20 protein-coding genes are annotated in these 22,672 nt (G+C 60.4%); 4 read left to right on the top strand and 16 right to left on the bottom strand.

Annotation, left to right across the window (positions count from 1 at the left end):
- The coding region (locus ACFSM5_RS17100) for an HD-GYP domain-containing protein (protein WP_379877725.1) at positions 1 to 427 on the bottom strand (427 nt) is incomplete at its 3' end.
- A gap of 321 nt (positions 428 to 748) precedes the next feature.
- On the opposite strand from ACFSM5_RS17100, the gene ACFSM5_RS17095 reads away from it, so the two are divergent.
- Both ACFSM5_RS17095 and ACFSM5_RS17090 read left to right on the top strand, forming a co-directional pair.
- Positions 749 to 1,117 carry a hypothetical protein gene (locus tag ACFSM5_RS17095; RefSeq protein WP_379877724.1) on the top strand — a complete coding sequence of 123 codons (369 nt, stop codon included), beginning with the start codon at positions 749 to 751 and terminating at the stop codon, positions 1,115 to 1,117.
- A gap of 237 nt (positions 1,118 to 1,354) precedes the next feature.
- Positions 1,355 to 1,852 (top strand): YajG family lipoprotein, encoded by a 498-nt coding sequence (locus tag ACFSM5_RS17090; RefSeq protein WP_379877723.1) that lies wholly within the window; start codon positions 1,355 to 1,357, stop codon positions 1,850 to 1,852.
- Between the two features lie 44 nt (positions 1,853 to 1,896).
- Here the strand turns inward: ACFSM5_RS17090 and ppdK are convergent, their stop codons facing one another.
- The 6 genes from ppdK to ACFSM5_RS17060 all read right to left on the bottom strand — a co-directional run bounded on the left by ppdK (position 1,897) and on the right by ACFSM5_RS17060 (position 10,442).
- A complete protein-coding gene (gene ppdK, locus ACFSM5_RS17085; protein ID WP_379877722.1) occupies positions 1,897 to 4,578 on the bottom strand; it encodes a pyruvate, phosphate dikinase in 2,682 nt (893 codons plus the stop codon).
- A 126-nt stretch (positions 4,579 to 4,704) separates the two neighbouring features.
- Positions 4,705 to 6,828, bottom strand: a complete 2,124-nt coding sequence (gene glyS / locus ACFSM5_RS17080; protein WP_379877721.1) for a glycine--tRNA ligase subunit beta — start codon at positions 6,826 to 6,828, stop codon at positions 4,705 to 4,707.
- A gap of 22 nt (positions 6,829 to 6,850) precedes the next feature.
- Complete coding sequence (locus ACFSM5_RS17075) at positions 6,851 to 7,735, bottom strand: glycine--tRNA ligase subunit alpha (RefSeq protein WP_379877720.1); 885 nt, start codon at positions 7,733 to 7,735, stop codon at positions 6,851 to 6,853.
- Positions 7,736 to 8,145: 410 nt separating this feature from the next.
- Entirely contained in the window at positions 8,146 to 9,510 is a 1,365-nt protein-coding gene (locus ACFSM5_RS17070) for an MATE family efflux transporter (RefSeq protein WP_379877719.1), read from the bottom strand.
- Positions 9,511 to 10,233: a tRNA1(Val) (adenine(37)-N6)-methyltransferase gene (locus ACFSM5_RS17065; RefSeq protein ID WP_379877718.1), complete on the bottom strand. Its 723-nt coding sequence runs from the start codon at positions 10,231 to 10,233 to the stop codon at positions 9,511 to 9,513.
- Positions 10,230 to 10,442: a putative signal transducing protein gene (locus tag ACFSM5_RS17060; RefSeq protein ID WP_379877717.1), complete on the bottom strand. Its 213-nt coding sequence runs from the start codon at positions 10,440 to 10,442 to the stop codon at positions 10,230 to 10,232. The genes ACFSM5_RS17065 and ACFSM5_RS17060 overlap by 4 nt, the downstream gene beginning before the upstream one ends.
- Positions 10,443 to 10,610: 168 nt before the next feature.
- On the opposite strand from ACFSM5_RS17060, the gene ACFSM5_RS17055 reads away from it, so the two are divergent.
- On the top strand, positions 10,611 to 11,618 hold the full coding sequence (locus ACFSM5_RS17055) for a polyprenyl synthetase family protein (RefSeq protein ID WP_379877716.1): 1,008 nt from the start codon (positions 10,611 to 10,613) through the stop codon (positions 11,616 to 11,618).
- Between the two features lie 22 nt (positions 11,619 to 11,640).
- Here ACFSM5_RS17055 and ACFSM5_RS17050 read toward each other — a convergent pair whose 3' ends face one another.
- From ACFSM5_RS17050 to ACFSM5_RS17015, 8 genes are all read right to left on the bottom strand, one after another.
- Positions 11,641 to 12,798, bottom strand: coding sequence for a hypothetical protein (locus ACFSM5_RS17050; RefSeq protein WP_379877715.1), 1,158 nt, complete (start codon positions 12,796 to 12,798; stop codon positions 11,641 to 11,643).
- 94 nt (positions 12,799 to 12,892) lie between these two features.
- On the bottom strand, positions 12,893 to 13,780 hold the full coding sequence (locus ACFSM5_RS17045; RefSeq protein WP_379877713.1) for a glycosyltransferase family protein: 888 nt from the start codon (positions 13,778 to 13,780) through the stop codon (positions 12,893 to 12,895).
- A gap of 71 nt (positions 13,781 to 13,851) precedes the next feature.
- Positions 13,852 to 14,631, bottom strand: coding sequence for a phosphocholine cytidylyltransferase family protein (locus ACFSM5_RS17040; RefSeq protein WP_379877712.1), 780 nt, complete (start codon positions 14,629 to 14,631; stop codon positions 13,852 to 13,854).
- A 21-nt stretch (positions 14,632 to 14,652) separates the two neighbouring features.
- Positions 14,653 to 15,882 carry a serine palmitoyltransferase gene (spt, locus tag ACFSM5_RS17035; protein ID WP_379877711.1) on the bottom strand — a complete coding sequence of 410 codons (1,230 nt, stop codon included), beginning with the start codon at positions 15,880 to 15,882 and terminating at the stop codon, positions 14,653 to 14,655.
- Entirely contained in the window at positions 15,879 to 16,133 is a 255-nt protein-coding gene (locus tag ACFSM5_RS17030; protein WP_379877710.1) for an acyl carrier protein, read from the bottom strand. The genes spt and ACFSM5_RS17030 overlap by 4 nt, the downstream gene beginning before the upstream one ends.
- 172 nt (positions 16,134 to 16,305) lie before the next feature.
- Positions 16,306 to 17,274: an NAD-dependent epimerase/dehydratase family protein gene (locus tag ACFSM5_RS17025; protein WP_379877709.1), complete on the bottom strand. Its 969-nt coding sequence runs from the start codon at positions 17,272 to 17,274 to the stop codon at positions 16,306 to 16,308.
- The gene (locus tag ACFSM5_RS17020) at positions 17,252 to 18,988 is read right to left on the bottom strand and encodes a fatty acyl-AMP ligase (RefSeq protein ID WP_379877708.1); all 1,737 of its coding nucleotides are present in this window, start codon (positions 18,986 to 18,988) and stop codon (positions 17,252 to 17,254) included. Before ACFSM5_RS17020 ends, ACFSM5_RS17025 begins: the two co-directional genes overlap by 23 nt.
- Before the next feature lie 18 nt (positions 18,989 to 19,006).
- Entirely contained in the window at positions 19,007 to 20,770 is a 1,764-nt protein-coding gene (locus ACFSM5_RS17015) for an ABC transporter ATP-binding protein (protein ID WP_379877707.1), read from the bottom strand.
- 126 nt (positions 20,771 to 20,896) lie between these two features.
- On the opposite strand from ACFSM5_RS17015, the gene ACFSM5_RS17010 reads away from it, so the two are divergent.
- Positions 20,897 to 21,763: a hypothetical protein gene (locus ACFSM5_RS17010; protein ID WP_379877705.1), complete on the top strand. Its 867-nt coding sequence runs from the start codon at positions 20,897 to 20,899 to the stop codon at positions 21,761 to 21,763.
- On the opposite strand, the gene ACFSM5_RS17005 is transcribed toward ACFSM5_RS17010, so the two are convergent.
- Positions 21,760 to 22,647 (bottom strand): glycosyltransferase family protein, encoded by an 888-nt coding sequence (locus ACFSM5_RS17005; RefSeq protein ID WP_379877704.1) that lies wholly within the window; start codon positions 22,645 to 22,647, stop codon positions 21,760 to 21,762. The genes ACFSM5_RS17010 and ACFSM5_RS17005 overlap by 4 nt on opposite strands.
- Positions 22,648 to 22,672 lie beyond the last annotated feature (25 nt).

Here is a 22,672-nt window from a genome sequence, read left to right as displayed (position 1 = left end):
ATGACATCATCGCCGCCTGACCGCCAAAACTATGCGGCACTGTCAGCCGATTACCATCTCTGTACAGATAGGGATATCCGGAACCATCGTAATATTCGTGATGTTCGGCCGCGACCTGGGCCGCCATCTCGAATACCGGCGCTTCCCTCTGATCGAGTAGCCGGTCGCGACCCATCACCGAATGATTGAGAACCAGCGCCCGCTCCTCCGGCGTCAACATGGTCGGCTTCATAAGCACGGCCAGTGGGATATCGAGCTTGCCGATATCATGCAACTCACTCGCCTCCCGCAGCATCAAGGCTGCCTTCGGTCTCCATTTGAGACGACGGGCAAGGAATTCAGAGATATGGGCCACCCGGTTCGAATGGCCTGCCAATGTGGGAACCTCGACCAATCGCCGTCGAACCCCGGCTAGCAGACTTTGCATGGTAACGCCTAACCCGACTATTCAACCTCACATAACCGAATATTGGCCATGAGCGCACTCACAATCAAGATGAAGCGGCTGCGGAGCGTTGATCCAGATCAATTTCTGGAGAGATCGTTTGGAAACTCTCGACCATAGCGTTTGCACTTTCAGAAAAAATAAAGACTAAGAACAACAGAGAAAATGGTTAAAAACGCGTTAGTAAATTTTTTCATCAGACTTACAAAATATTTAATACTTTCGAAGCTCTTAGATATGCAACATGAACACCTCGGTACCTTGTTTCGTTTTTTTAAGCCAGCATCTAGAAGGATTGTTAGCATGCAAAAGATCATCGCCGCCGCCGTTCTCGCGATGGGATTTTTGTCGGTGTCTGCCGCCCATGCCCAGGGCAAGCAGGATTTCACCCTGACCAACAAGACCGGGTATGACATTTCGGAAGTTTATGTCGCTCCCTCCGCTTCCAAGGATTGGGAAGAAGACGTCATGGGCCGCGACGTGCTGGCCAATGGCGAAGCGGTCGACATCTCGTTCGAACGCGGCCAGAGCACCTGCAAGTACGACCTGAAGGTCATCTATTCCGATGACAACAGCTCGGCCGAATGGTCGGGCTTCGACCTCTGCAAGGTCTCGAAGATCACCATCCTCTACAACCGTAACACCGGCGTCACTTCGGCCCGTTACGAGTAGTCATCCGTCGTCCCGCCACGCGGGACCTGACGCGGAAAAGGGAGCCTGATGGCTCCCTTTTTTGTTTCTGGCAGGCCCATGAAGAACGCCCCGAACATAGCGTGCTTTTTCTTTGCATTCCGTTGAGATAATACAACCCCAGCGACGTTACTGCGGTGGGCTTCGATGCACAGGTACTTATCAAGACTGGTTCAAACGACGGTGTTCTGTTTCGCCCTGTTTGCAACAGCCGGTTCCATGGCCGGAACCCCAGCCAAGCCCGGGCTTTTCGTGACGATCGCTGCGGTTGAGGACAAGCGGAACTTTGAGAGTTTCATTGCCCCTATCACGGAAGAGGAAAAGACCCGAAACTTCGGTTTGCGAGTGGAGGGAAAGGGAATTGGACTCGTCCTCTTAAAGCCCACGGTCAAGGCGACCGTTCGCTATTCGGTCATCCAAGGTTTTCGCGAAGCAGGCTATACCCCGGTTTCCCGCTCCTCGCCCGATTATGAGACCGCCAAGCACGTCACGATAACCATTCAGGAACTCTTCGCCTCCAACACAGCGGGCATGATCCGCTACGTCATCCGCTTGCAGTTATCGACGCCGCAGGGGCCGCTCCTTGGAGGGCAGCCTATTCTGGTGAAGGGCGAATACGTCTCCCCCGGCCCGCTCCCTACCGCCGAAGACTGGCAGGCAGCCCATGACGCGCTCAACACAGCCGCCGCACAGGCAATCACCAAGGCATTCTTCTGAGTACCAATAAAAAGGGGGAGCCAATTGGCTCCCCCTTTTGCTGTCTAGAGGTTGTCCTTGTTGTAGGACACCTTCAGGGCCGCCTGGGCCGCCGCAAGGCGCGCGATTGGCACACGGTAAGGCGAGCAGGAGACGTAGGTCAGGCCGACCGACTGACAGAAGGCAATCGACGACGGATCGCCGCCATGTTCGCCGCAGATGCCGAGCTTGATGTCCGGGCGGGTCTGACGGCCACGTTCGGCAGCGATCTGCACCAGCTCGCCCACCCCATCCTGATCGAGCGACACGAAGGGGTCTTCCTCCAGGATGCCCTGGCGGATGTAGCTCTGCAGGAACGAACCCGCATCGTCACGCGACAGGCCAAAGGTGGTCTGGGTCAGATCGTTGGTGCCGAAGCTGAAGAATTCAGCTGACTCGGCGATCTGGCGGGCCTGGAGGGCAGCGCGCGGCAGTTCGATCATGGTGCCGACGAGATAGGTGAAGCTTACGCCCTTGGCGGCTTCGACTTCCTTGGCAACCCGATCGATGACAGCCTTCAGCAGGTCGAGTTCCTTGCGAGTCGCGACCAGCGGGATCATCACTTCCGGCTCGATCGACTCGCCAGTCGCGGCCTTCACTTCCGCCACCGCTTCGAAGATCGCCCGGGCTTGCATCTCATAGATCTCGGGATAGGTCACGCCCAGGCGGCAGCCGCGATGGCCCAACATCGGGTTGCTTTCATGGAGCGCGGCCCCGCGGCCCTTCACGAAGGCAAGATCCTTGCCTGCGGCCTTCGCCACTTCAGCCATTTCGGCTTCGGTATGCGGCAGGAATTCATGCAACGGCGGATCGAGCAGACGGATGGTGACCGGCAGGCCCTTCATGATCTTGAAGAGTTCGGCAAAATCCGAGCGCTGCATGGGCAGGATCTTGTCGAGCGCGGCGCGGCGGCCCTTCTCATCATCCGCCATGATCATCTCGCGGACCGCGATGATGCGGTCGGCGTCGAAGAACATATGCTCGGTACGGCAGAGGCCGATGCCCTCGGCTCCGAAAGTCACGGCGGTGCGGGCATCGAGCGGGGTTTCGGCGTTGGTGCGGACCTTCATGGTGCGCATCTTGTCCGCCCAGCCCATCAGCGTGCCGAAATCACCCGACAGTTCCGGTTCGATGGTCGGGACGAGGCCCTGGAAGATCTCGCCGGTGCCGCCATCGATGGTGATGGTGTCACCCTCTTTCAGTTGCTTGCCACCCACGGTCAGGGTACCTGCTGCATAGTCGATGCGGATCTCGCCCGCACCGGCGACGCAAGGACGCCCCATGCCGCGCGCCACCACCGCCGCGTGGCTGGTCATGCCGCCACGGGTGGTCAGGATGCCCTTGGCGGCATGCATGCCGTGGATGTCTTCCGGGCTGGTTTCGATACGCACCAGCATCACCGCCTCGCCCTTGTTGGCGAGGTCCTCGGCCTTATCGGCGGAGAAGACGATCTTGCCCGAGGCCGCCCCCGGCGATGCCGGCAGGCCGCGCGACAGCATGGTGCGCGCTGCCTTGGGGTCGAGGGTCGGATGCAGGATCTGATCGAGGCTCTTGGGTTCGATACGCTGGATGGCTTCGGCTTCGGTAATGAGGCCTTCGCGCGCCATATCGACTGCGATCTTCAACGCGGCCTGAGTGGTGCGCTTGCCCGAGCGGGTCTGGAGCATATAGAGCTTGCCGCTCTGGACCGTGAATTCGATGTCCTGGACGTCGCGGAAATGACGCTCCAGCCGCTCGCGGATCGCCGAGAGTTCGGCGAAGGTCTGCGGCATGGATTCTTCCATCGACGGCAGGGTCGAATGGTTGGCCTTTTTCCCTGCGATGGTGATCTGCTGCGGCGTGCGGATACCCGCCACCACATCCTCGCCCTGGGCATTGATGAGATATTCGCCGTAGAACTCGTTCGCGCCGGTCGATGGATCGCGGGTGAAGGCGACACCGGTGGCGCAATCAGTGCCCATATTGCCGAAGACCATGGCCTGGATATTGACGGCCGTGCCCCAGCTTTCCGGGATCTCGTTCAGGCGGCGGTAGACGATGGCACGCTGGTTCATCCAGCTGGCGAACACCGCACCGACGGCGCCCCACAGCTGTTCGGTCGGGTCCTGCGGGAAATCCTTGCCGGTGGCGTGTTTCACCTCGGCCTTATAATCCGCGACGACTTCCTTCCAATCGTCGGCGGTCAGGTCGGTATCGAGGGAGTGTCCCTTCTCGTCCTTATGACGATCCAGGATCTCCTCGAAATGATGGTGATCCACGTCCAGCACGACGTTGGAATACATCTGGATGAAGCGGCGATAGCTGTCGAAGGCGAAACGGGCATCGCCCGAGCGCTTGGCCAGCCCCTCGACCGTCACATCATTAAGGCCCAGGTTCAGGACGGTATCCATCATGCCCGGCATCGAGGCACGAGCGCCGGAGCGGACCGAAACCAGCAGCGGGTTGGCCGCATCGCCGAACTTGAAGCCGACGATACGCTCAACCTCGGCCAGCGCCTTGTCGACCTGGGTCTTCAGCTCGTCCGGATACTTGCGGTCATTGGCGTAATAGTAGGTGCAAAGCTCGGTGGTGACGGTGAATCCCGGCGGAACCGGCAGTCCCAGATTGCTCATTTCGGCAAGGTTCGCGCCTTTGCCGCCCAGAAGGTTGCGCATGTCCGCGCTGCCTTCCGCCTTACCTTCACCAAAGCTGTAGACCCACTGCGCCATCTTTAACTCCCTCCAAAGAGACCACCCGGCCTCTCATTGTTCGTCACCCCGGACTTTGCGTCCGGGGCCTATCCATGCCGTCAAAGACGGCAGGCAGAAGCGGGAGCCTGATGCTGGCGCCCGCCCCTATCCTTCGATCACCGTGAAGTCGGCAATAAGGCCGAAGACAGCACGGATGTTCCCGAGCAGCGCCAGACGGTTCGCACGAACGGCAGGCTGATCGGCATTGACGGTAACGTCGGTGAAGAAGGCATCGACCGGATCGCGCAACTCGCCCAGCTTGGCCATGGCGGCGGCGTAGTCTTCAGCCTCGACCAGCGGCTTAACAGCGGCTTCCGCCGCAGCCAGAGCCTTTGCAAGGGCCTGTTCCGGCGCTTCCGACAGCAGCGAGCCATCGATGGCGCCGCCGTAGGACTTGCCGTCCTTCTTCTCTTCGATCTTGAGGATGTTGACCGCGCGGCGGTTGCCCGCCAGCAGGTCGGCACCGTTCTTGGTGCCGAGGAACGCCGAGAGCGCATCCACACGCTTGAGCAGACGGACAATGTCGTCCTCGCCACCCAGCGCAAATACAGCCTGGATCAGATCGTGGCGCACGCCCTTTTCACGCATCGCCACCTTTAGGCGGTCGGCGAAGAAGGCGATCAGCGCTTCGACGGTCTTCGGATCAGCCTTGCCATAGCGGCCGACAGCATTCGTGAACAGCGGGGTCAGCGGCAGACGCAGACCATTTTCCGTGATCAGGCGAATGACGCCAAGGGCTGCACGGCGCAGCGCAAACGGATCCTTCGACCCCGTCGGCTTTTCGTCGATGGCGAAGAAACCAGCCAGCAGATCGAGCTTGTCGGCCAGCGCAACCGCCACCGACACCGGTGCGGTCGGGCAATTGTCGGACGGACCCAGCGGCGAATAATGCTCGGCAATCGCCTTTGCGACTTCCGGGGCTTCATTCTGGTGGCGGGCATAATACTGGCCCATCACGCCCTGAAGTTCCGGGAACTCGCCAACCATGCCGGTCGAGAGGTCGGCCTTGGCAAGCTTGGCCGCGCGTTCAGCAGACTTGGCATCGGCACCGACCAGCGGCGCCAGATGGGCTGCCAGTGCAGCGATCCGCTCCACCCGCTCGGCAACCGTGCCCAGCTTGGCGTGGAAGATGCGCGACTTCAGGCCTTCCGACCAGTCTTCGAGCCGCTTCTTGCGGTCCTGGTCCCAGAAGAACTTGGCATCGGACAGGCGGGCGCGAAGCACGCGCTCGTTGCCGCCGATGATAATGGTTCCGCCGTCGCTTGCGATCATGTTCGCTACAACGACGAAGTGGGGGCTAAGGTTGCCGTCGCTCTTTCGCACCGCAAAATACTTCTGGTGCGACCGCATGGAGGTGGTGAGCACCTCGGCAGGCACATCCATGAAGGCATCGTCGATGCGGCCACGCAGCGGCACGGGCCATTCGACCAGACCCGCGACCTCGTCCAAAAGCCCCGGATCGTCTAGCAGAGAGCCGCCGACTTCGGTTGAGAGCGCCTTGGCACCATCAAGGATCTGCTGCTTGCGCTCGTCGGTCGACAGCACGACCTTCGCCGCCTTCAGCTTGGCCTTATAATCGGCCCAGTCGGTCACAGCGAAAGCATCGGGCGCGAGAAAACGGTGACCGCGCGTCACATCGCCGTAAGGCAGGTAATTCAGATCGTCCGCTGCGCCGCTGGCGACATAGCCCGGCTGGCGGCCACCCTCGGTCCGCACACCTAGATGCAGGCCACCGGGCAGGGTCTTGCCGTCGAACAGGGCGAGGATCGAGCGCAGGGGGCGCACCCACTTCATCGCCGTATCGCGCCAGGTCATCGACTTCGGCCAGGTATAGCCCAGGATCAGATCGGCGATCAGACCCGGCAGGATGTCGGTCGCGGCGCGCCCGGCAATCTGGCTGACGGCGAAGAACATCTCGCCCTTGTCGGTCTGACGGCGCTCGAGCTGATCCACCGTCAAGCCGGTGGAGCGCAGGAAGCCGTCGATAGCGGGCTGCGGGGCGTCAGTGCGCGGACCGCGCTTCTCTTCCGAGCGATCCGGGGCCTTGGCGGCAATCCCGGTCAGGTGGAAGGCAAGACGGCGCGGGGTCACCTCGGCTTCGGCCGAGGCAGGCGCAAGCCCCTGTTCGGTCAGCAGCGCGACGAGACGGTCTTTGAGTTCCTCAACTCCACGCACCTGCATGCGGGCGGGGATTTCCTCGCAGAAAAGTTCGAGCAGAAAATCGGCCATTTAAATCTTTTCCTTCAATCTCTTAGGCTGAAATTTTCGCCATCCAGCCCTCGCAGCAGCCCTTGGCCAGGGCGCGTACGCGGCCGATGTAGGCGGCACGTTCGGTGACCGAAATCACCCCACGTGCATCCAGCAGATTGAAGTTATGGCTCGCCTTGATGCATTGGTCGTAGGCGGGCAGCGGAAGACCGGCCTCCAGGAGCTTGGCGCATTCGGCCTCGGCATCCTTGAAGTGCTGCAGCAGCACGGCCGTGTCGGCATGCTCGAAATTATAGGCCGAGAACTGCTTCTCATTTTCGAGGAAGATATCGCCGTAGGTCTTGCGGGCGGCGCCTTCGGCCCCGTTCCAGTCCAGGTCATAGACGTTGTCGACGCCCTGGATATACATGATCAGGCGCTCAAGCCCGTAGGTCAGCTCGGCGCAGACCGGATTCACGTCCAGGCCACCGACCTGCTGGAAGTAGGTGAACTGCGTCACTTCCATCCCGTCGCACCAGACTTCCCAGCCCAGGCCCCAGGCGCCCAGCGTCGGGCTTTCCCAATCGTCTTCGACAAAGCGGATGTCATGCTTCATCGGATCGATGCCGAGGCGCTTCAGGCTTTCGAGATACAGTGCCTGCGGATCTTCGGGCGACGGCTTCAGGATCACCTGGAACTGATAGTAATGCTGCAGGCGGTTCGGATTCTCGCCATAGCGACCATCTGTTGGGCGGCGCGACGGCTGCACATAGGCGGTGTTCCAGACACCCGGACCGAGCGTTCGCAATGTAGTGGCCGGATGGAAAGTACCCGCACCGACTTCGACGTCATGTGGCTGTAGAATAACGCATCCCTGTTCGGCCCAGAAATTCTGGAGCGTAAGGATGAGCGACTGGAAACTGGGGGCTTTTGCGCCGCCTCTGACCATGTCGAAAAAACCTTTCTTGACGTCGGGTCGGGAAGAAGGTCGGCGGCAGCTTTAGCCGGGCAAGCCACGGAAATCAAGCCACCGACAGGTGAAGTTTTGGCAATGCAGCAACGCGTAAAGCTGCAAATTCGTAACGATATTACAAGGGACTCAGCTACCGGGGCAAGCCAGGCGACCGCATGTAGTGCCGCTACGCAACACTACATAGGTTCCACAGGCTGGACACTTTTGCAGATCCTCGATTCCCTCTTCTTTTTTAGCGTCCGAGGGGCTGGTCGCGCGAAAGCGTCCCTTCTTTTCGGGTTCGGCAGGCCTCCCCCCGCCAAAGCGACGGAAGAGATACCAGATGCCCCCGACGATCAGGGCGAGGAAGAGGATTTTGGAGAGCGAGAATCCGAGCATGGGACTTTTTACCGGGCAAGCCCGGGCTTGGTCAAATCCCGGGTCAAAAAGAGGAAGCGAGCCGTCAGCGCAACGGCTGCCGTGGCAAGTCCGACGGCAAGGCCGAGCCACAGCCCCTGGGTGCGCATGCCCAGCGGGAAAGCCATGACCCAGGCGCTCACCAGACCGACAGCCCAATAGGAGAAGAGGCCGATCACCATGGTTGAACGGACATCCTGGATGCCACGCAAGGCCGCCGCCGCGACGGCCTGGGTGCCGTCGACCAGTTGGAAGATCCCGGCTATGATGAGGAGCGGCGGGGCAAAGGCCAGCGTCGGCAGGTTGCCCGGCACATCCAGATCGATGAAGCGCCCCACCACCCATTCCCCAGCGGTAAAGAATAGGGTTGCCGAACAGCCCATGCCAACAAGGCCGAGGCCGATCCCGGTCAGGCCGATGCGGCGGACACGATGCTGCGCCCCCTGCCCCACGGCATGGGCAACCCGCACCATCGTTGCATGGCTAAGGCCGACAGCCACCATGAAGGTCGAGACGATCGACTGGTTGGCGATGGTATGGGCCGCAAGCTCGATCGAGGTAAAGAAGCCCGCCATGGTGGAACTGGTGGAGAACAGCAGGGTTTCGGCCGCAAAGGCGACGCTGATCGGCCAGCCGATAGTCCAGAGTTCCTTGAGATCGGCATTGCCAGCGTTGGGTCGCCACAACATCGCATAGCGGCGGCAATGTTTCTCGAACCGCACATAGAGGGCGAAACAGCCCAGCATCACCCAGATGCCGATGGTGATGCTGAGCCCAACGCCCTTCAGCCCATAGCCATGATCAAGCAGCCAAGATCCGATGACATATTCGACCCCGACACCGAGGATCGCGATCAGGGTGCCGACACGCGGGCGTCCGATGGCGGCCGTCGTGAACCGCAGCACCGTCACCCAGGTATAGGGAATAAGCCCCAAGGCCAGGAACGCAAGATAGCCGCCGACATCCGAAGCCAGGTCAGCATTATATCCCAGCGCCCGCAGCAGGCCGGGCAGCAGGAGCAGAATCGCCATGCCCGGCAGGCCGATCAGGAAGGCCAGCTTCAGCCCCTGATAGGCAAAAGCGCCTGCTTCATCGACATTCCCACGCCCTTCGGCCTGGGCCACCTTGACCCCGACAGAAGAAACGAGGCCATTCGCGATCACGGTCAGCGAGAAGAAGAGCGCATTGCCAAGACCGGCGGCGGCCAGGGCAGCCGAACCGATCTTTCCGGCCAGCACCGTCGCCACCACATTCATCATGACGAGGGCGAATTGCGCGATGATGATCGGCAACGCCAGACGGAATGTCTGCCCGGCCTCGCTCAGCAGCGAGGGCCGTTCGACCGTGGTGCTCACTTAGACTTCCTCCCCAGGAAAGGCAGCGGCCTCTTTTAAAAGGGCCTCGACCTCTGGCGTATAGCCTTGGCCGTCCCGATGCAAGACGAGACCTGCCTTTAAGGTAAACGGCGCTCGGCTGCCCTTTATGCCCCGTAGGATCACGCGCTTGGCAGCCCCCCCAGGACGCGGCCAGAGCGGCAGAGCTTCCAACGCCCCAAAACGACCACTCACGGCTGTCAGCAGCTCAGGCAGCCGGTCCATGCGATAGATGAGCGTCAACTGTCCGCGCGGCGCGATCAGACGTGCCGCCGCCTTGGCCCAGGGTTCGGGGTCGGCGATGGTCGCTTTGGCCTTCCAGGCGATGGGCGAGGCGTCGGTTTCTGAAACCCCATGATAGGGAGGATTGGCATAGCCGCCCGCAAAGCGGCCCTCGGCAACCAACACATCCCCTTCGATCACCGTCAGCCGATCCGCGAACCCGTTGAGGACCGCATTCTCCCGCGCCAGGGCGGCAAGAGCGGAATCGATCTCATAGCCTGTCACCCGCAGGTCCGGCCGCCGGGCAAGCAGGCACAGCGCGGCCGCCCCGACCCCCAACCCCATCTCGACCAGATGAGCACCTTCCGGGGCCAGTATGCTCGCGGCCAGGATCACAGGATCGACACCCGCGCGATATCCTTTGGCAGGCTGGCGCACGCGCAGAAGTCCGCCAAGGAAGATGTCGTCGGTGGTGTCGGTCACGGGGTCACGATGCCAGCGTCACGCAAAAGCCCCAGAGCAGCCTCGCCATCCTCGTGCAGCACCATCAGGCGACGCGGTAGGATACCGAGGCTGCCCTCGACCACGCTCGTAAAACCATCGGCCACGACACTCTCGATGCCGCTGTCGGTGAGCAGCGCCTGGGCATAAGAAAGCTTCACGGGATCATTGGTGGTCAGGACAGTATGCATGGGTGCGGATCGTAGAGAGTCGCTAGGGCTACTCAAGTGAAAAGCGTCTGACAGAAGCCGTTATCCGAACGGCACGGTTCACCCGCGACAAGCATTTTCTTGACCCCGCGCTCATCCCCCCTATTCTGCGCGCGCAGTTTTCTATGAAGGGCCCGGCCCGGAGTCAGGATGAGCCAACCCGTACGCGATAATCACCGCCCCGCTTCGATCGATGCGTTGAGCGCCCTGGTCGCCGACGATATGCAAGCGGTGAACGCGCTCATCATCGAGAAGATGCAGAGCCCGGTCGCGCTGATTCCGCAGCTTGCCAGTCATCTGATCGCGGCGGGCGGCAAGCGCCTGCGCCCCATGATCACCATCGCGGCCGCCCTTTTGTCCGGCTATCGCGGTGCCGATCACGCCAAGCTGGCCGCCTGTGTCGAGTTCATTCATACCGCGACGCTGCTGCATGATGATGTGGTGGATGAGTCGAACCTGCGCCGCGGCCTTGCCTCCGCCAATGCCGTCTTTGGCAACAAGCCCAGCGTGCTTGTCGGCGACTTCCTGTTCTCCCGCGCGTTCGAACTAATGGTCGAGCCGGGTTCACTTGAAGTGCTGGCGATCCTGTCGCGCGCCTCCGCCGTCATTGCCGAAGGCGAAGTGTTGCAGCTTGTCACCACCAACGACCTGTCGACCGACGAGGATAAATACCTCGAAGTGATCGGCTCGAAGACCGCGGCCCTGTTCGCCGCAGCTGCCGAAGTCGGCGGCGTCATCGCTGGGCGTCCGGCCGAGGATAATCAGGCTCTAGCGCGCTTCGGGCAGGAACTGGGTATCGCCTTCCAGCTGATCGACGATGCACTCGACTATGCCGCCAGTCAGGCGGCTCTAGGCAAGACAGTCGGCGACGACTTCCGTGAAGGCAAGATCACCCTGCCCATCATCCTGGCCTACGCAAAGGGCAGCGAGGAAGAACGCGTCTTCTGGCGTCGCACGATGGAAGATCTGGAGCAGGACGACAGCGACCTCGCCAAGGCGCAGAAGCTGATCGAAGCCCACGGCACGGTTGCCGAAACGGTAGAGCGTGCCCGTCAGCGCGGCGAGATCGCCAAGCAGGCGCTGAACCGCTTCCCCGACAGCCCCCTGCGCCGCGCCTTGTGCGAAGCGGTCGATTTCGCGATCGAGAGAGGCCACTGAGGTACTCTAAGCACTAAATGCTTCAGAGAGAGGCGCGATAGCGCTGAAAGGCCTCAGCCAACATTGGGCTCAAGATCGTCAGTTTTCCTTTGAAGCGCCCCAGGATCTCAAGCAGAAACCGCGTCTCCAGTGCCCTGTCATGACCGACGGAATAGTCATTCACCGTGGATCCATCCTGCGGGTAGGCGCCTTCGGGATGGGCGAAGAGGTCGATCCCCGCGACGATCAGATGAGCAGGCTGTAGACCAACCGCAGCCGCCAGCATGACAGCACCGTTCGTTGGCGTGTAGGGCCCAAAGTCGGCCGGATCATAAAGCCCCAGACGTTCGGCTATTCCGTATCGGATGACCCGTGGTGCGAATGCGAGAGCGGAAAGCATCGCCAGTTCGTCATCAGGCGTCTTCAACATGAAGCCTGCCGGCGGGCTAAGATCTTTCACGGCTGACAGCGATGTAAAAACAAAATCCGGTTTCAGAAAGCTCCCGCGTTGCAGCCAACTGCTGTTAACGCGGAACAACCGGTCATAGGCAACGCCCTGTAACTCCGGCGCTTCGCTGCTGGGACCGTTGCCTAGGCACAATATCGACTGCGGGTTACCGAGAGTTGCCTGGAGTTCAGCGAGGCCAGAATACTGCCTGAACTTGCGCTCGAACAATGCCCCGAAGATTGGAAGCGATCGGATGCGATTCAGGCGTCGGACGCGCCCGCCTGCCAGTGTATCGGTGCCCCTTCTGCCCCGTTTGCTGGCCACAAGATGCGGCTCGAGGATATCGACCAAATTGGTCACCGCCGCTGGAGCGAGGGCTTGGATATCAGGAATATAGAGAGTCTCTCCCCTGCCTCCAGCCCCCTCTCCCACCACCAGCCTGCGGGTCACCCGCGAGCGCCAGGGCATGCTTTCCAGCAGAGGTAGCGTCTCAGCATCAGCAACGGCAAGAATATCGCACCCTCGCCAGGCCGCTTTTTCTATGAGCGACACAGGCAGACGCTCAAACTGTCCGGCCAGAACAACCAACCTGACGCGCGCGCGCTTCAGAAAACGGCGTTCGAAGAATTTCATCGGATAGGGATGGCTGACCACATCCGCCAACCGCTTGCTCTCAGTTCCGAGCAGCAGGACCGGCAGTCGAGGGTATCGGCCGCGCAGATGGTGGACCAATGCCAAGGCCTGATCCGTCATGGGGGTATCCCCCGCCAGGATCAGAACGCTACGGGTCGTCTCAACAGGGACCCATCCGATCCGCGAGCGAAGACCACCCATCAATAGCAGCTATCTAAGCCCGCACCAGCTGGAAGGCATCAGGACGCACGTGACGGCGCGCTATCTCCTGCTCCAAATCCTGGCGTGTGACTACGCCCTTATCCAGGCATTCCTGCAGAAGGTCGAAGAAAAGTTTCTCCTGCGCCTTATCCGGATGGGGCTTGTAGAAGCCGTTTGGCGCATAGCCTTTACCGGATGCATGGGCCTTGAGCGCGCGCCACAGCCCCTTCAAACGGGCGGACAGCGTCGTGCGACGCGCCATGAAATCGACCGGGAGGCCGGTCTTCCAGGGCTGGGTGCGGCGATTGGTATTATGCAGCATCCGGGTTTCAGGAGCCAGGCGATCAAAGTCGTTCCAGACCGGATCCAACGGACCGATCGTGCCGGGAGGCTGGGTCAGTAACCACATCCAGTCGCGATAGTCGCGCTTATTCTCGAACAGCACACCAAAGTCTTCCGCCGCCTTCCAGTGGGTCAGCTTGGCGCAATCGAGGAGCATGACGCTGGAAGCGAAATGGCTTGGCCTGGTGTCCGTCGCCTCCATGGGACGGGCCAGAATGGCAGCCCCCTTCATATCGGTCGCAAACAGATCGTTGATATCCCCGATCGCAAAAATATCGGGGTCCATCACCACTGCCTTGCCCTGATAGCCCATCAATTCTGGAACTGCAAAGCGCAGCGGGGTGAAAGATTGGAGATTGTTGGCTTCCCAGACGACGCCCTTGCCTTCACGCAAATAGGTTTTTCCATCATAGGCAGCGATGAATGGGAAATCTTCGTCCTTGATGATGCGGACATCGAAGGCATCGGGATTGGCAGAATTACGGCGCAAAGCATGGGCGGCGACATGCGCACCCAAAATCTGCTTGGCATTAGTGTGAATGAAGACTGTGTTCTTCATGCGATCGCCGCTCCGTTTCCGCCTGGAGCCATGGTGGTATCATTCACCCGCTGTCGGTGACAAGCGGTGCGTCAGCCTGCCGCCTTGCTGGCAGACGCAGAGCCGAGTTCATCCCGCTGAAGCCAACCGCGCACCATGTTCTGCATGGCGTCATAGTCAGCCGGGAAATCCAGCTCGCACCAATCCAACCCCTGAATGGAGCGGATCCCAACACAATTCTGCGCTTTCGCAATCTGATCGATCGCCGACAGATACCAGCGGCGCAGACCTTCAGTGGTCGCCATGGCCTTTTCGACTTCAGCAACGAAGATACGGCCACCTTCTTCGGTGAAGCGCAGGAAGCCAATCGACTCGCCGTCAGTCACATCGGCGTCCAGGGTCTTGCCGATGGCTACAAGTTTGTCGCCTTCGGTTGCGACCTTCATATCGTCGGAATCGTAAGTCGGTTTGCGATTCACGGTGACCGTGATCGGAAAGCTGGTCGGATGCAGCAGAACATGCTGTGCCACATCGCCATCGAACAGAGTATCGCCATTCAGGATCGCGAACGCGCCGACCATTTCCTTGCGGGCAATCCAGCAACTGCCGAGATTGTCTGCAACCGAATAAAAGGGGTTATAGAGCGTGCGAACCGACAGGCCGGGAAAATCGCGCGTAGCCAGAACCGCATCGACCTGATCTGCGCCAAAGCCGGTCACGACGACAACCTCCGTCACCCCGGCGCTCGCCAGACTTTCCAGCTGCCATTCCAGCACGGAACGACCGGACAGCGGCATCAGGCACTTGGGCCGAGTGGCCGTATGCGGCAGCAGACGCTTTCCTTGCCCAGCGCTGAGAATGATGGCCTTCATGGGTCGTCACCTAAACAGAGATTACAGCGCCGAGTTCACAAGAACGGGGCGTTCGGACGGGCTGATCACTCCCAATTCAAGACCGACAGTTTCGATAATATCGATGGCACGGTCGATCTGCGCGGGGGTATGGGCCGCGCTGATGCTGGAGCGCAGCAGGCAAAGGTTGTTCGGCGTCGCAGGCGGCAGACTAAGATTAAGGTAGATACCCGCCGCAAGCAGCTTGTTCCAGAATGCGATCGCGGTCGCCTGATCCGGCAACGCAATCGATACAATCGGACTCACAGTCGGGCCGACCTGAAATCCAAGGGCGCGCAGACCAGCATGCAGATGCTCGGAATTATCCCGCAGGCGCTGGCGCAAAGCCGGACGCTGACGAAGCTGGTTCAAGGCTTCCAGCGATGAAGCGATCGAAGACGGCGGCAGCGAAGCCGTAAACATATAAGGTCGGCAAGCGACACGCAGCACATCAAAGTCGGGGATATTCGATACACAGAATCCCCCAACGGTGCCCAAGCTTTTGGAGAAAGTGCCGACGATAAAATCGACATCGGCATCAACGCCGACCTCTTCGGCCAATCCGCGGCCACCTTCTCCCAGAACACCCAGCGAATGAGCCTCGTCCACCAGCAGGTAGGCGCCCATCTCCCGCTTGATGGCGGCGATTTCAGCCAGCGGTGCCTTGTCGCCCAGCATGGAATAGATGCCTTCGACCACAATCAGGCGGTCACCGGGAACGCCCTCCAGACGCTTCAGGCGCTTATAGAGATCATTCGGATCATTATGGCGGAAGCGCAAAACCTGCGCATTACCCAGACGTACGCCATCGTAAATGCTGGCATGGCTATCGGCATCGATAATCAGATGATCATCCTTGCCGACCAGGGTCGACAGAATCCCAAGATTAGCCTGATAGCCGGTCGAAAAGACCATCGCATGATCGCGGCCATAGAAATCCGCCAGCGCCGCTTCGAGAGCGCTGTGCTGAACATAAGTGCCGTTAGCGATGCGCGAGCCGGTCGTGCCGGTTCCATAGCGCGTCAATGCATCCACCGCACGATCGATACAGGCCGGATCGAACGTAAGACCCAGATAGTTGTTCGTCCCCATCAAAAGGATGGAACGGCCCTGAAATACACCTTCGGTGGCGGAGGTTATCGAGTCGAAAGAGATACCGAACGGATCAAAACCTTGCTCCTTCAGCGACGAATAGGCCGCTTGAAGGGGGGCAAACTTATCTAGAATGCTCATGCAGCCGCATGCCCTTTGAGTTCGCCGATTGTGCGTACGAGATCGCCCACAGCTTCAATTTCCGCAATACGGTCCAGCGAGATCGAGACATCGAACCGGTCTTCGAGTTCCATCACGAAATCCATCACGGCAACCGAATCAAGACCGAGATCGCTTGCGATCCGAGTTTCGGGAGTCACGGTAACCTGCCGGGAGAGCGTCGACTGAATCATCTCGACGACATCCCGGAAAATGTCCGCTGGATCGATCATGCTTGTACTTCCATCACTCTCATAAAGGCGCAAGCTATAGAGAAAACAAGCCCCGCCCCCGGCGACCCCCGTAAAGATGGGCCAATTATGTCATTTTTTGTATCACATGGTTTTGAAATCGCTGCCCAACAAATCATTACAAAACATTACAAAGGTGCGACCAAGCTGTGGGTTACACCAGTCCGCGGGCACGGTACCATCGTGCAGTGGAGGTTATCCCAGCGTGCATCGTGATCTGCGGGGTCCATATTTCGGCTGGAGGTAAGGCTTCACCCGCCACGGCCCAATCCTTATGCGTGATCTCCCGAGCCTTGCCGCGTGTGAGCATCATTACTCGCCCCGTCAGCCGACCCCAGGTTTCACTGACCGCGCCCGCCACATGAATCATCGTCGAGGGGATCTGGATATAGAATGGATCGCTGCCCAGCGCTGCAGCCGCGATCTTCAGAAGGTCGGCGAACTCGTATCCCGACGGCTCCGCATCAGCGAGATACCAATGCCCTGCCAGCCGGGTCCGGCTGATCGCTGCAACCGCCCGCGCTGCATCTTCGGCATGGATCAGGGCCAGCCTGCTACCCTGCGGCTGGCCTAGCGGCGCAATCCGCCCACTCGCCAGCTTGAACAGCACAAGGGTTTCTTTGTCGCCGGGTCCATAGATCGCAGGGGGACGGAGAATGCCGATGCGGTCTTCAGGCAGTATGGCCCGGATCATCTCCTCTCCGGCGAGCTTGCTTTCGGCATAATGGGAAAGCTCCGGACTCCGGGCCGCAAGCGAAGATATCAGGAGAAAATGTGCGTTAGGAATCAGGCGTGAAACAGTCTGCGCAAGCCGCCCTGCCCCATCCCGATTGACAGCCATGAAATCTTCGCGGCTGCGCGCCTTGATCAGTCCGGCGCCATGGATCACCGCCTGAGCCCCCAGACACAGACGATCCAACGCCTGCTGATCCTCAAGCCTGCCGGGCACGACCTCCAGATCGACACCAGCCCAGCGGGCGTCCTGGGGATCCTGACGCATCAATATACGAACGCGATATCCCGCTTCATGCAGGGCGGGCACAAGATAGCGCCCCAGGAAGCCGCTGGCTCCGGTGAGGGCTACAACCGGCTTTTCGCCATCAATCGTCACGGAACGCGTCATCGAAGTCGCCCGCCAGAAACTGGGCTTTGCTTTTGGCACGGCTGAGCTTGCCCGAAGAGGTCTTCGGCAGACTGCGCGCCGGGACGAGCCTCACGTCAGCCTCAACCCCATGGCGGCTGCGCAGCAAAGCGGCAATATCGGCCGCCAATTTGGCTCGCCCACCTGCATCGGTCAAACGGCATTGCACGAGCGCGCAGACGCTTTCGCCTTCGGCACGATCAATCGAAAAAACCGCCACATCACCGCTTCGCAAGCCGTCGACCCCGGCTTCGACGCTCCATTCCAGATCCTGCGGCCAGATATTACGGCCATTGATGATGATCAGATCCTTGGCACGCCCGGTAATAACGATTTCACCACCCAGTATGTAACCGAGATCGCCGGTATCGAGCCAACCATCGGCCGACAGGACAGCCGCCGTCTCCTCGGGCGCGCCGAAATAGTCGCGCATCATGCTGGGGCCGCTGACGAAGATCCTGCCGATCCGCCGCTCTGGCAGGACCGCACCCGTGGCATCTCGCACTTCGACCTTATGATCGGGCAGGATCGGACCGCAGAGCACAAAATCGCGCGGCCGGGCATCGGGACCGCTTGGTGCCGCGGCGACCTGATTTTGCTCGAGCTCTCGCAGATCGACAGTATCCCGGCGACATCCTTTGCCCAACGGCGCAAAGCTCAGGGCCAGGGTCGTCTCCGCCATGCCGTAGCTGGGCGTGAAGATATTGGCGTCGAACCCACGAGCAGCGAAACGCGCTGCGAAACGGTCCAGCACTTCTGGCCGGATCATGTCGCCGCCGATACCAGCCGCACGCCAGCTCGAAAGCGACAGATGATCGACGTTCAGGGTTTCCGCCCGGCGCGCGCAAAGCTCGTATCCGAACGAAGGACTATAGGAAAGCGTCGCTTTGTTGCGCCCGATAAGATCGAGCCACACCAGCGGACGGCGCGCAAACTCATGGGTCGGCAGCAGATCGATGCTCACCTGCGCGGTCAGCGGCGTCAGGAAGAAGCCAACAAGCCCCATATCGTGATAGAGCGGCAACCAACTGACACCCCGGTCAACCGAGGTCAACTTCAGCCCATGCTGCGCAATCGCCCGGGCGTTGGCCATGAAGGCCTTCTGCGTGACTGCGGCCCCTAACGGGAAGCGGGTGCTGCCGGACGAAAACTGGATATAGCTGAGGCTGCTGCTGTCCTGAGACGGCAGACTATCAACAGTCTCTGTGGCCTGCGCCTCGAAACCGGCCAGGGTTCCGGCGAAGACAAGATCTAGGCCGGTGACGGCGTCGGCGATCCAGGCCGCCAGCGCAGTTGGCCCGAAGGCTGCCCGCGCGCCACAATTCTCGATCATCCGGCGGATATGCGCGACATAGGCCTCGCGCCCCCCGAAGGCGGCTGGCAGAGGCATGGGAACCGGGACTAGGCGGGCATATTGGCAGGCGAAGAAGATGCGGGCGAAATCGCCATCACTCTCTGCGAGCTGCGCTACTCGGTCGCCAGGTTTCAAACCACTTGCCAGCAGCCTGGCCGCCAGGGCCTGCGCCTCAATGCGCAACCGACTGTAGGACAGGGCTTCGACCAGTTCGCCCTTGCCTGAATAGAAATTGAAACCCGTCTCGCCCTGCGCAGCGTAATCAAGCGCATCGGCTAGCGTGTCGAAAGTCGCCAACTGCTGCGGCAGATTGGCATTCACGGTCGGTGTCGGCTCGATCATAAGCTGCTTTTGAATGAGTTAGGAGCTGCTGCCCAGCGTTGCCGCCGGTGCCTGCGAAAGGATATGCCCGCCTTCAAGACGAATTGTACGCGATGCCGCGCGGGTCCAGGCCGGCTGATGCGAGATAGCAAGAATGGCGATGCCCGTCTCGTCGGACAAAGCACAGAGATTGCGCACGATGTTGGCTTCAGTCTCGGGGTCGAGGGCGGTGGTCGATTCATCGAGGATGAGCAGACGCGGCCGATGCAGCAGGGCGCGCGCAATGGCAATCCGCTGCCGCTGCCCCCCCGAAAGACGCGCTCCACGTTCCCCAACCAGGGTATCCAGCCCCTCCGGCAAGGCCTTCACGAAATCGATGGCTCCGGCCTGGGTCAAAGCCCGCTCTACATCTTCCCGGCTAAAGTCGGCCTGACCAAGGGTCACGTTGGCAAAGATCGACTCATGGAACAGCGTCAGTTCCTGCGGCACATAGCCGATCATCTGCCGCCAGGCGACAATATCGATATCGGACAGCCGACGACCGTCTATGAAGACCTCGCCAGCGGACGCATTATGCAGCCCTAGCATAATGTCCACAGTGGTGGTCTTGCCTGATCCAGAGGAACCGGTCAGGGCCGTGACCATTCCTGCCGGCACCGAAAAACTCGCCTGCGAAATGATCGGCGTCACGCCGTAGGAGAAGGAAACATCGCGGAACTCTATGGCTCGCTCGAAAACAGGCTTTTCCTTGCCAACCGATCCTTCGACCTCGGCACGGGCCGTTTCGATCGCATCGGCAATGGCGACATAGCCGCTCTCATTGATGCGGACATTTTGCAGATCCTGCTGAGCGCGCCCGATTGTCAGCACGGTCTTCACCAGCAGCACGGCCATCACCAGCACCTCGCCAGCGGGCATCTTCCAGAACGTCATCGCCCCATAGATGCCGACAGCAAGGCAGATCGCCAGGATCGGCTCCTGCAACGCCTTATTAGCGTTTTTGGAGAAGACCTGATCACGCATCGCCCCGTTGATCGCCATCACATCGCGGCGGAAGAGCGTCGCGAAGCCCGCCTGACGTCCCATAGCCTTGATTGGCTTGATGCCGCCCAGGACATCGGTCATTTCGCCGATCATCCGGCGCAGCACCTTGGTCTGAACCTTCGCGCTGCGCTTGGTGATCACCACAAAGCGATTGAGCGTCAGGATCATCAACAGACCGACCACGCTGGAAAGCACTGCAAGCTTCCACGACATCAGCGCCGCGACCGCCAAATAACCGATGACCAGAATGACATTGCTGAAAAGCTGCGCCGCGGCGTTATAGGCCTCGCCCGCCTGATTGGCCTCGGTTCCGAAGGAATTCGACAAGCGCCCAACCGGCTGCCCCGCATAGTAGGACCAGCGGGCCGCCAACAGCGCCTCGATCAATTCCAGCCGCATGCCGGTCGCCACGTCCGCCGCTGCGCGCCCCACCTGCCGCAAAGCCAGCATCAGCAGCCCCGCCTTGAGCAGCATGCCGATGATGAGGAAGCCCAGGAAGAAATTGACGTCTGGCGCCAGCCCGATTTCGTGGGACCATCTGACGATTTCACCGCCCAACCCACCAGCTTCATTACCATTCTCGCCTAGCATGGCGAACAAGGGCAAAAGACTAGCTATACCGAGTGCTTCCGCGAGACCGGCGAAGGTCAGACAGAACAGCGTCAGGAGCCCACGGGCCGGAGAAACGGCCGAGCCGACCCTGACCAGCGCAGGGGGACGCGCTCGCTTTGGCTTGTCAGATTTCTGTTTGCGTGACATTCGATCCAGCATAAGGCCGCCCGATGGGGCGTTTCTCACTCATAAAGTCAGTCAGGGCATTCTAAGATGAATAATGGGAAGCCATTACTAACGGCATCGGATAGCCCCAGCAAGGATAAGGGTGTTTTGGTAGACGGACAGGCCCGCCGCATTGCAGCGGTGACCACATCCCATAAGGCGGGCTACAAGGCTTATAGCCGCCAGATGGCAGAAACCTTCGATCAGTATTGGCCGGCAGATGTCCCCTTGCTGTTTTATACCGAAGGCTTCGATCTGGATGTTGCGAGTCCCCGGATCCTAGGCCGCGATCTCGTCTCATCTTGTCCCGAACTGATCGCATTCAAGGCCCGCCATGCGGACAGTAAGCTCGCCCATGGCAAGAGCTGGCGCATCCGGCCGCGCATCCGCTTCAACCATTATCTGGGCCGCCCCGCCTTGCGCGGCCTGCGCTGGGGTCTTGGCTATCGCTGGGACGCCGTTCGATTTGCCCATAAGAGCTTCGCCATCCTGCACGCCGCCCGCAACACCGATGCCGATGTGCTGATCTGGGTCGATGCCGACACCCGCTTCTTCGCGCCCTTAAGCCGCGAGACCCTGGAGGGTTTCGTGCCGCAAGAATGCTTCGTTGGCTGCCTGCGCCGCTGGTCGATCCATACGGAGACGGGTTTCCTCGCCTTCAACCTGCGTCATCCGGCAACGATGGCTTATATGGACGGGTTGGAGCGCCTCTATACCGAAGACCTCCTGTTCAAGGAGTATGAGTACCATGACGCTTATCTGTTCGACGTCCTGCGCGAACGGCTGGAGCGCCAGGGACACCGGACCCACGATATAGCCGAAGGCGCCGGGAAGAAGGCCAAACATGTCCTGGTCAATTCGCCCCTGGGCCGCTTCATGGATCATATGAAGGGCGGCCGCAAGGAGACCGGTAGCAGCAGCGCCGCCGATCTTGTCACAGATCGGGGCGAAGATTACTGGAACAGGAAAGCCTAGGCCCGGACCAGGGACAGCGCATCGGCGCGGACGTGGTGGAGCGCGATTTCGCGTTCCACGTCCTGGCGGGTGATAGAACCGTTGTTCAGGCACTCTTGCAACAGGTCGAAAAACAGCTTCTCCTGCGCACGGTCGGGGTGCGGGGTATAGCGACCGTTGGGTGCATTTCCGCCACCGGTCAGCTTGGATTTCAGCGAGCGGAAGATAACGCCCAGGCGCGATGACAGTGTGGTGCCGCGCGCGGTGAAATCGGCGGCGAGCCCTGTCTTCCAGGGCTGGGTGCGGCGATGGGTGTTATGCAGCATCCGCGTTTCAGGGGTCAGTTCGTCGAAATCGTTCCAGTGCGGATCCAGCGGCGCGACACTGCCGGGCGGCTGGGTCAGCAGCCACATCCAGTCGCGATAATCCCGCTTATTCTCGAACAGAATCCCGAAATCCTCCTCGATCTTCCAATGGGTCAGCTTGCCGCAGTCGAGCAGCATGACGCTGGAGGCGAAATGGCTGGGGCGACGATGGTTGGCTTCCATCTGACGCGCCAAAACCGCTGCGCCCTTCATATCGGTTTCAAAGAGGTCATTGACGTCGCCGATGGCGAAGACATCGGGATCGGTAACGATGGCCCGCCCCTCGTAGCCCATTAGCCCCGGCACGGCAAACCGCAGCGGTGTGAAGGATTGCAGGTCATCGGCATGCCAGACGGTTGCCTTGCCCTCTCGCAGATAGGACTTGCCGTCATAGGCTGCGATGAAAGGGAAGTCTTCGGCCTTGATGATGCGGACGTCGAAAGCATCAGGGTTCGCCGAATTCCGCCGCAAGGCATGGGCAGCGACCTGCGCGCCCAGGATCTGCTTCGCATTGGTATGGATGAAGACCATATTCTTCATGACGCCCTCTTTCAAAATCGTCCCA

The sequence above is a fragment of the Lacibacterium aquatile genome, from assembly GCF_042683105.1.
In the GTDB taxonomy this organism is placed as follows: Bacteria; Pseudomonadota; Alphaproteobacteria; order Elsterales; family Elsteraceae; genus Lacibacterium; species Lacibacterium aquatile.
The sequence above is the reverse complement of the archived record's forward strand: the minus strand, read 5'-3'. Positions and strand labels throughout refer to the sequence as shown.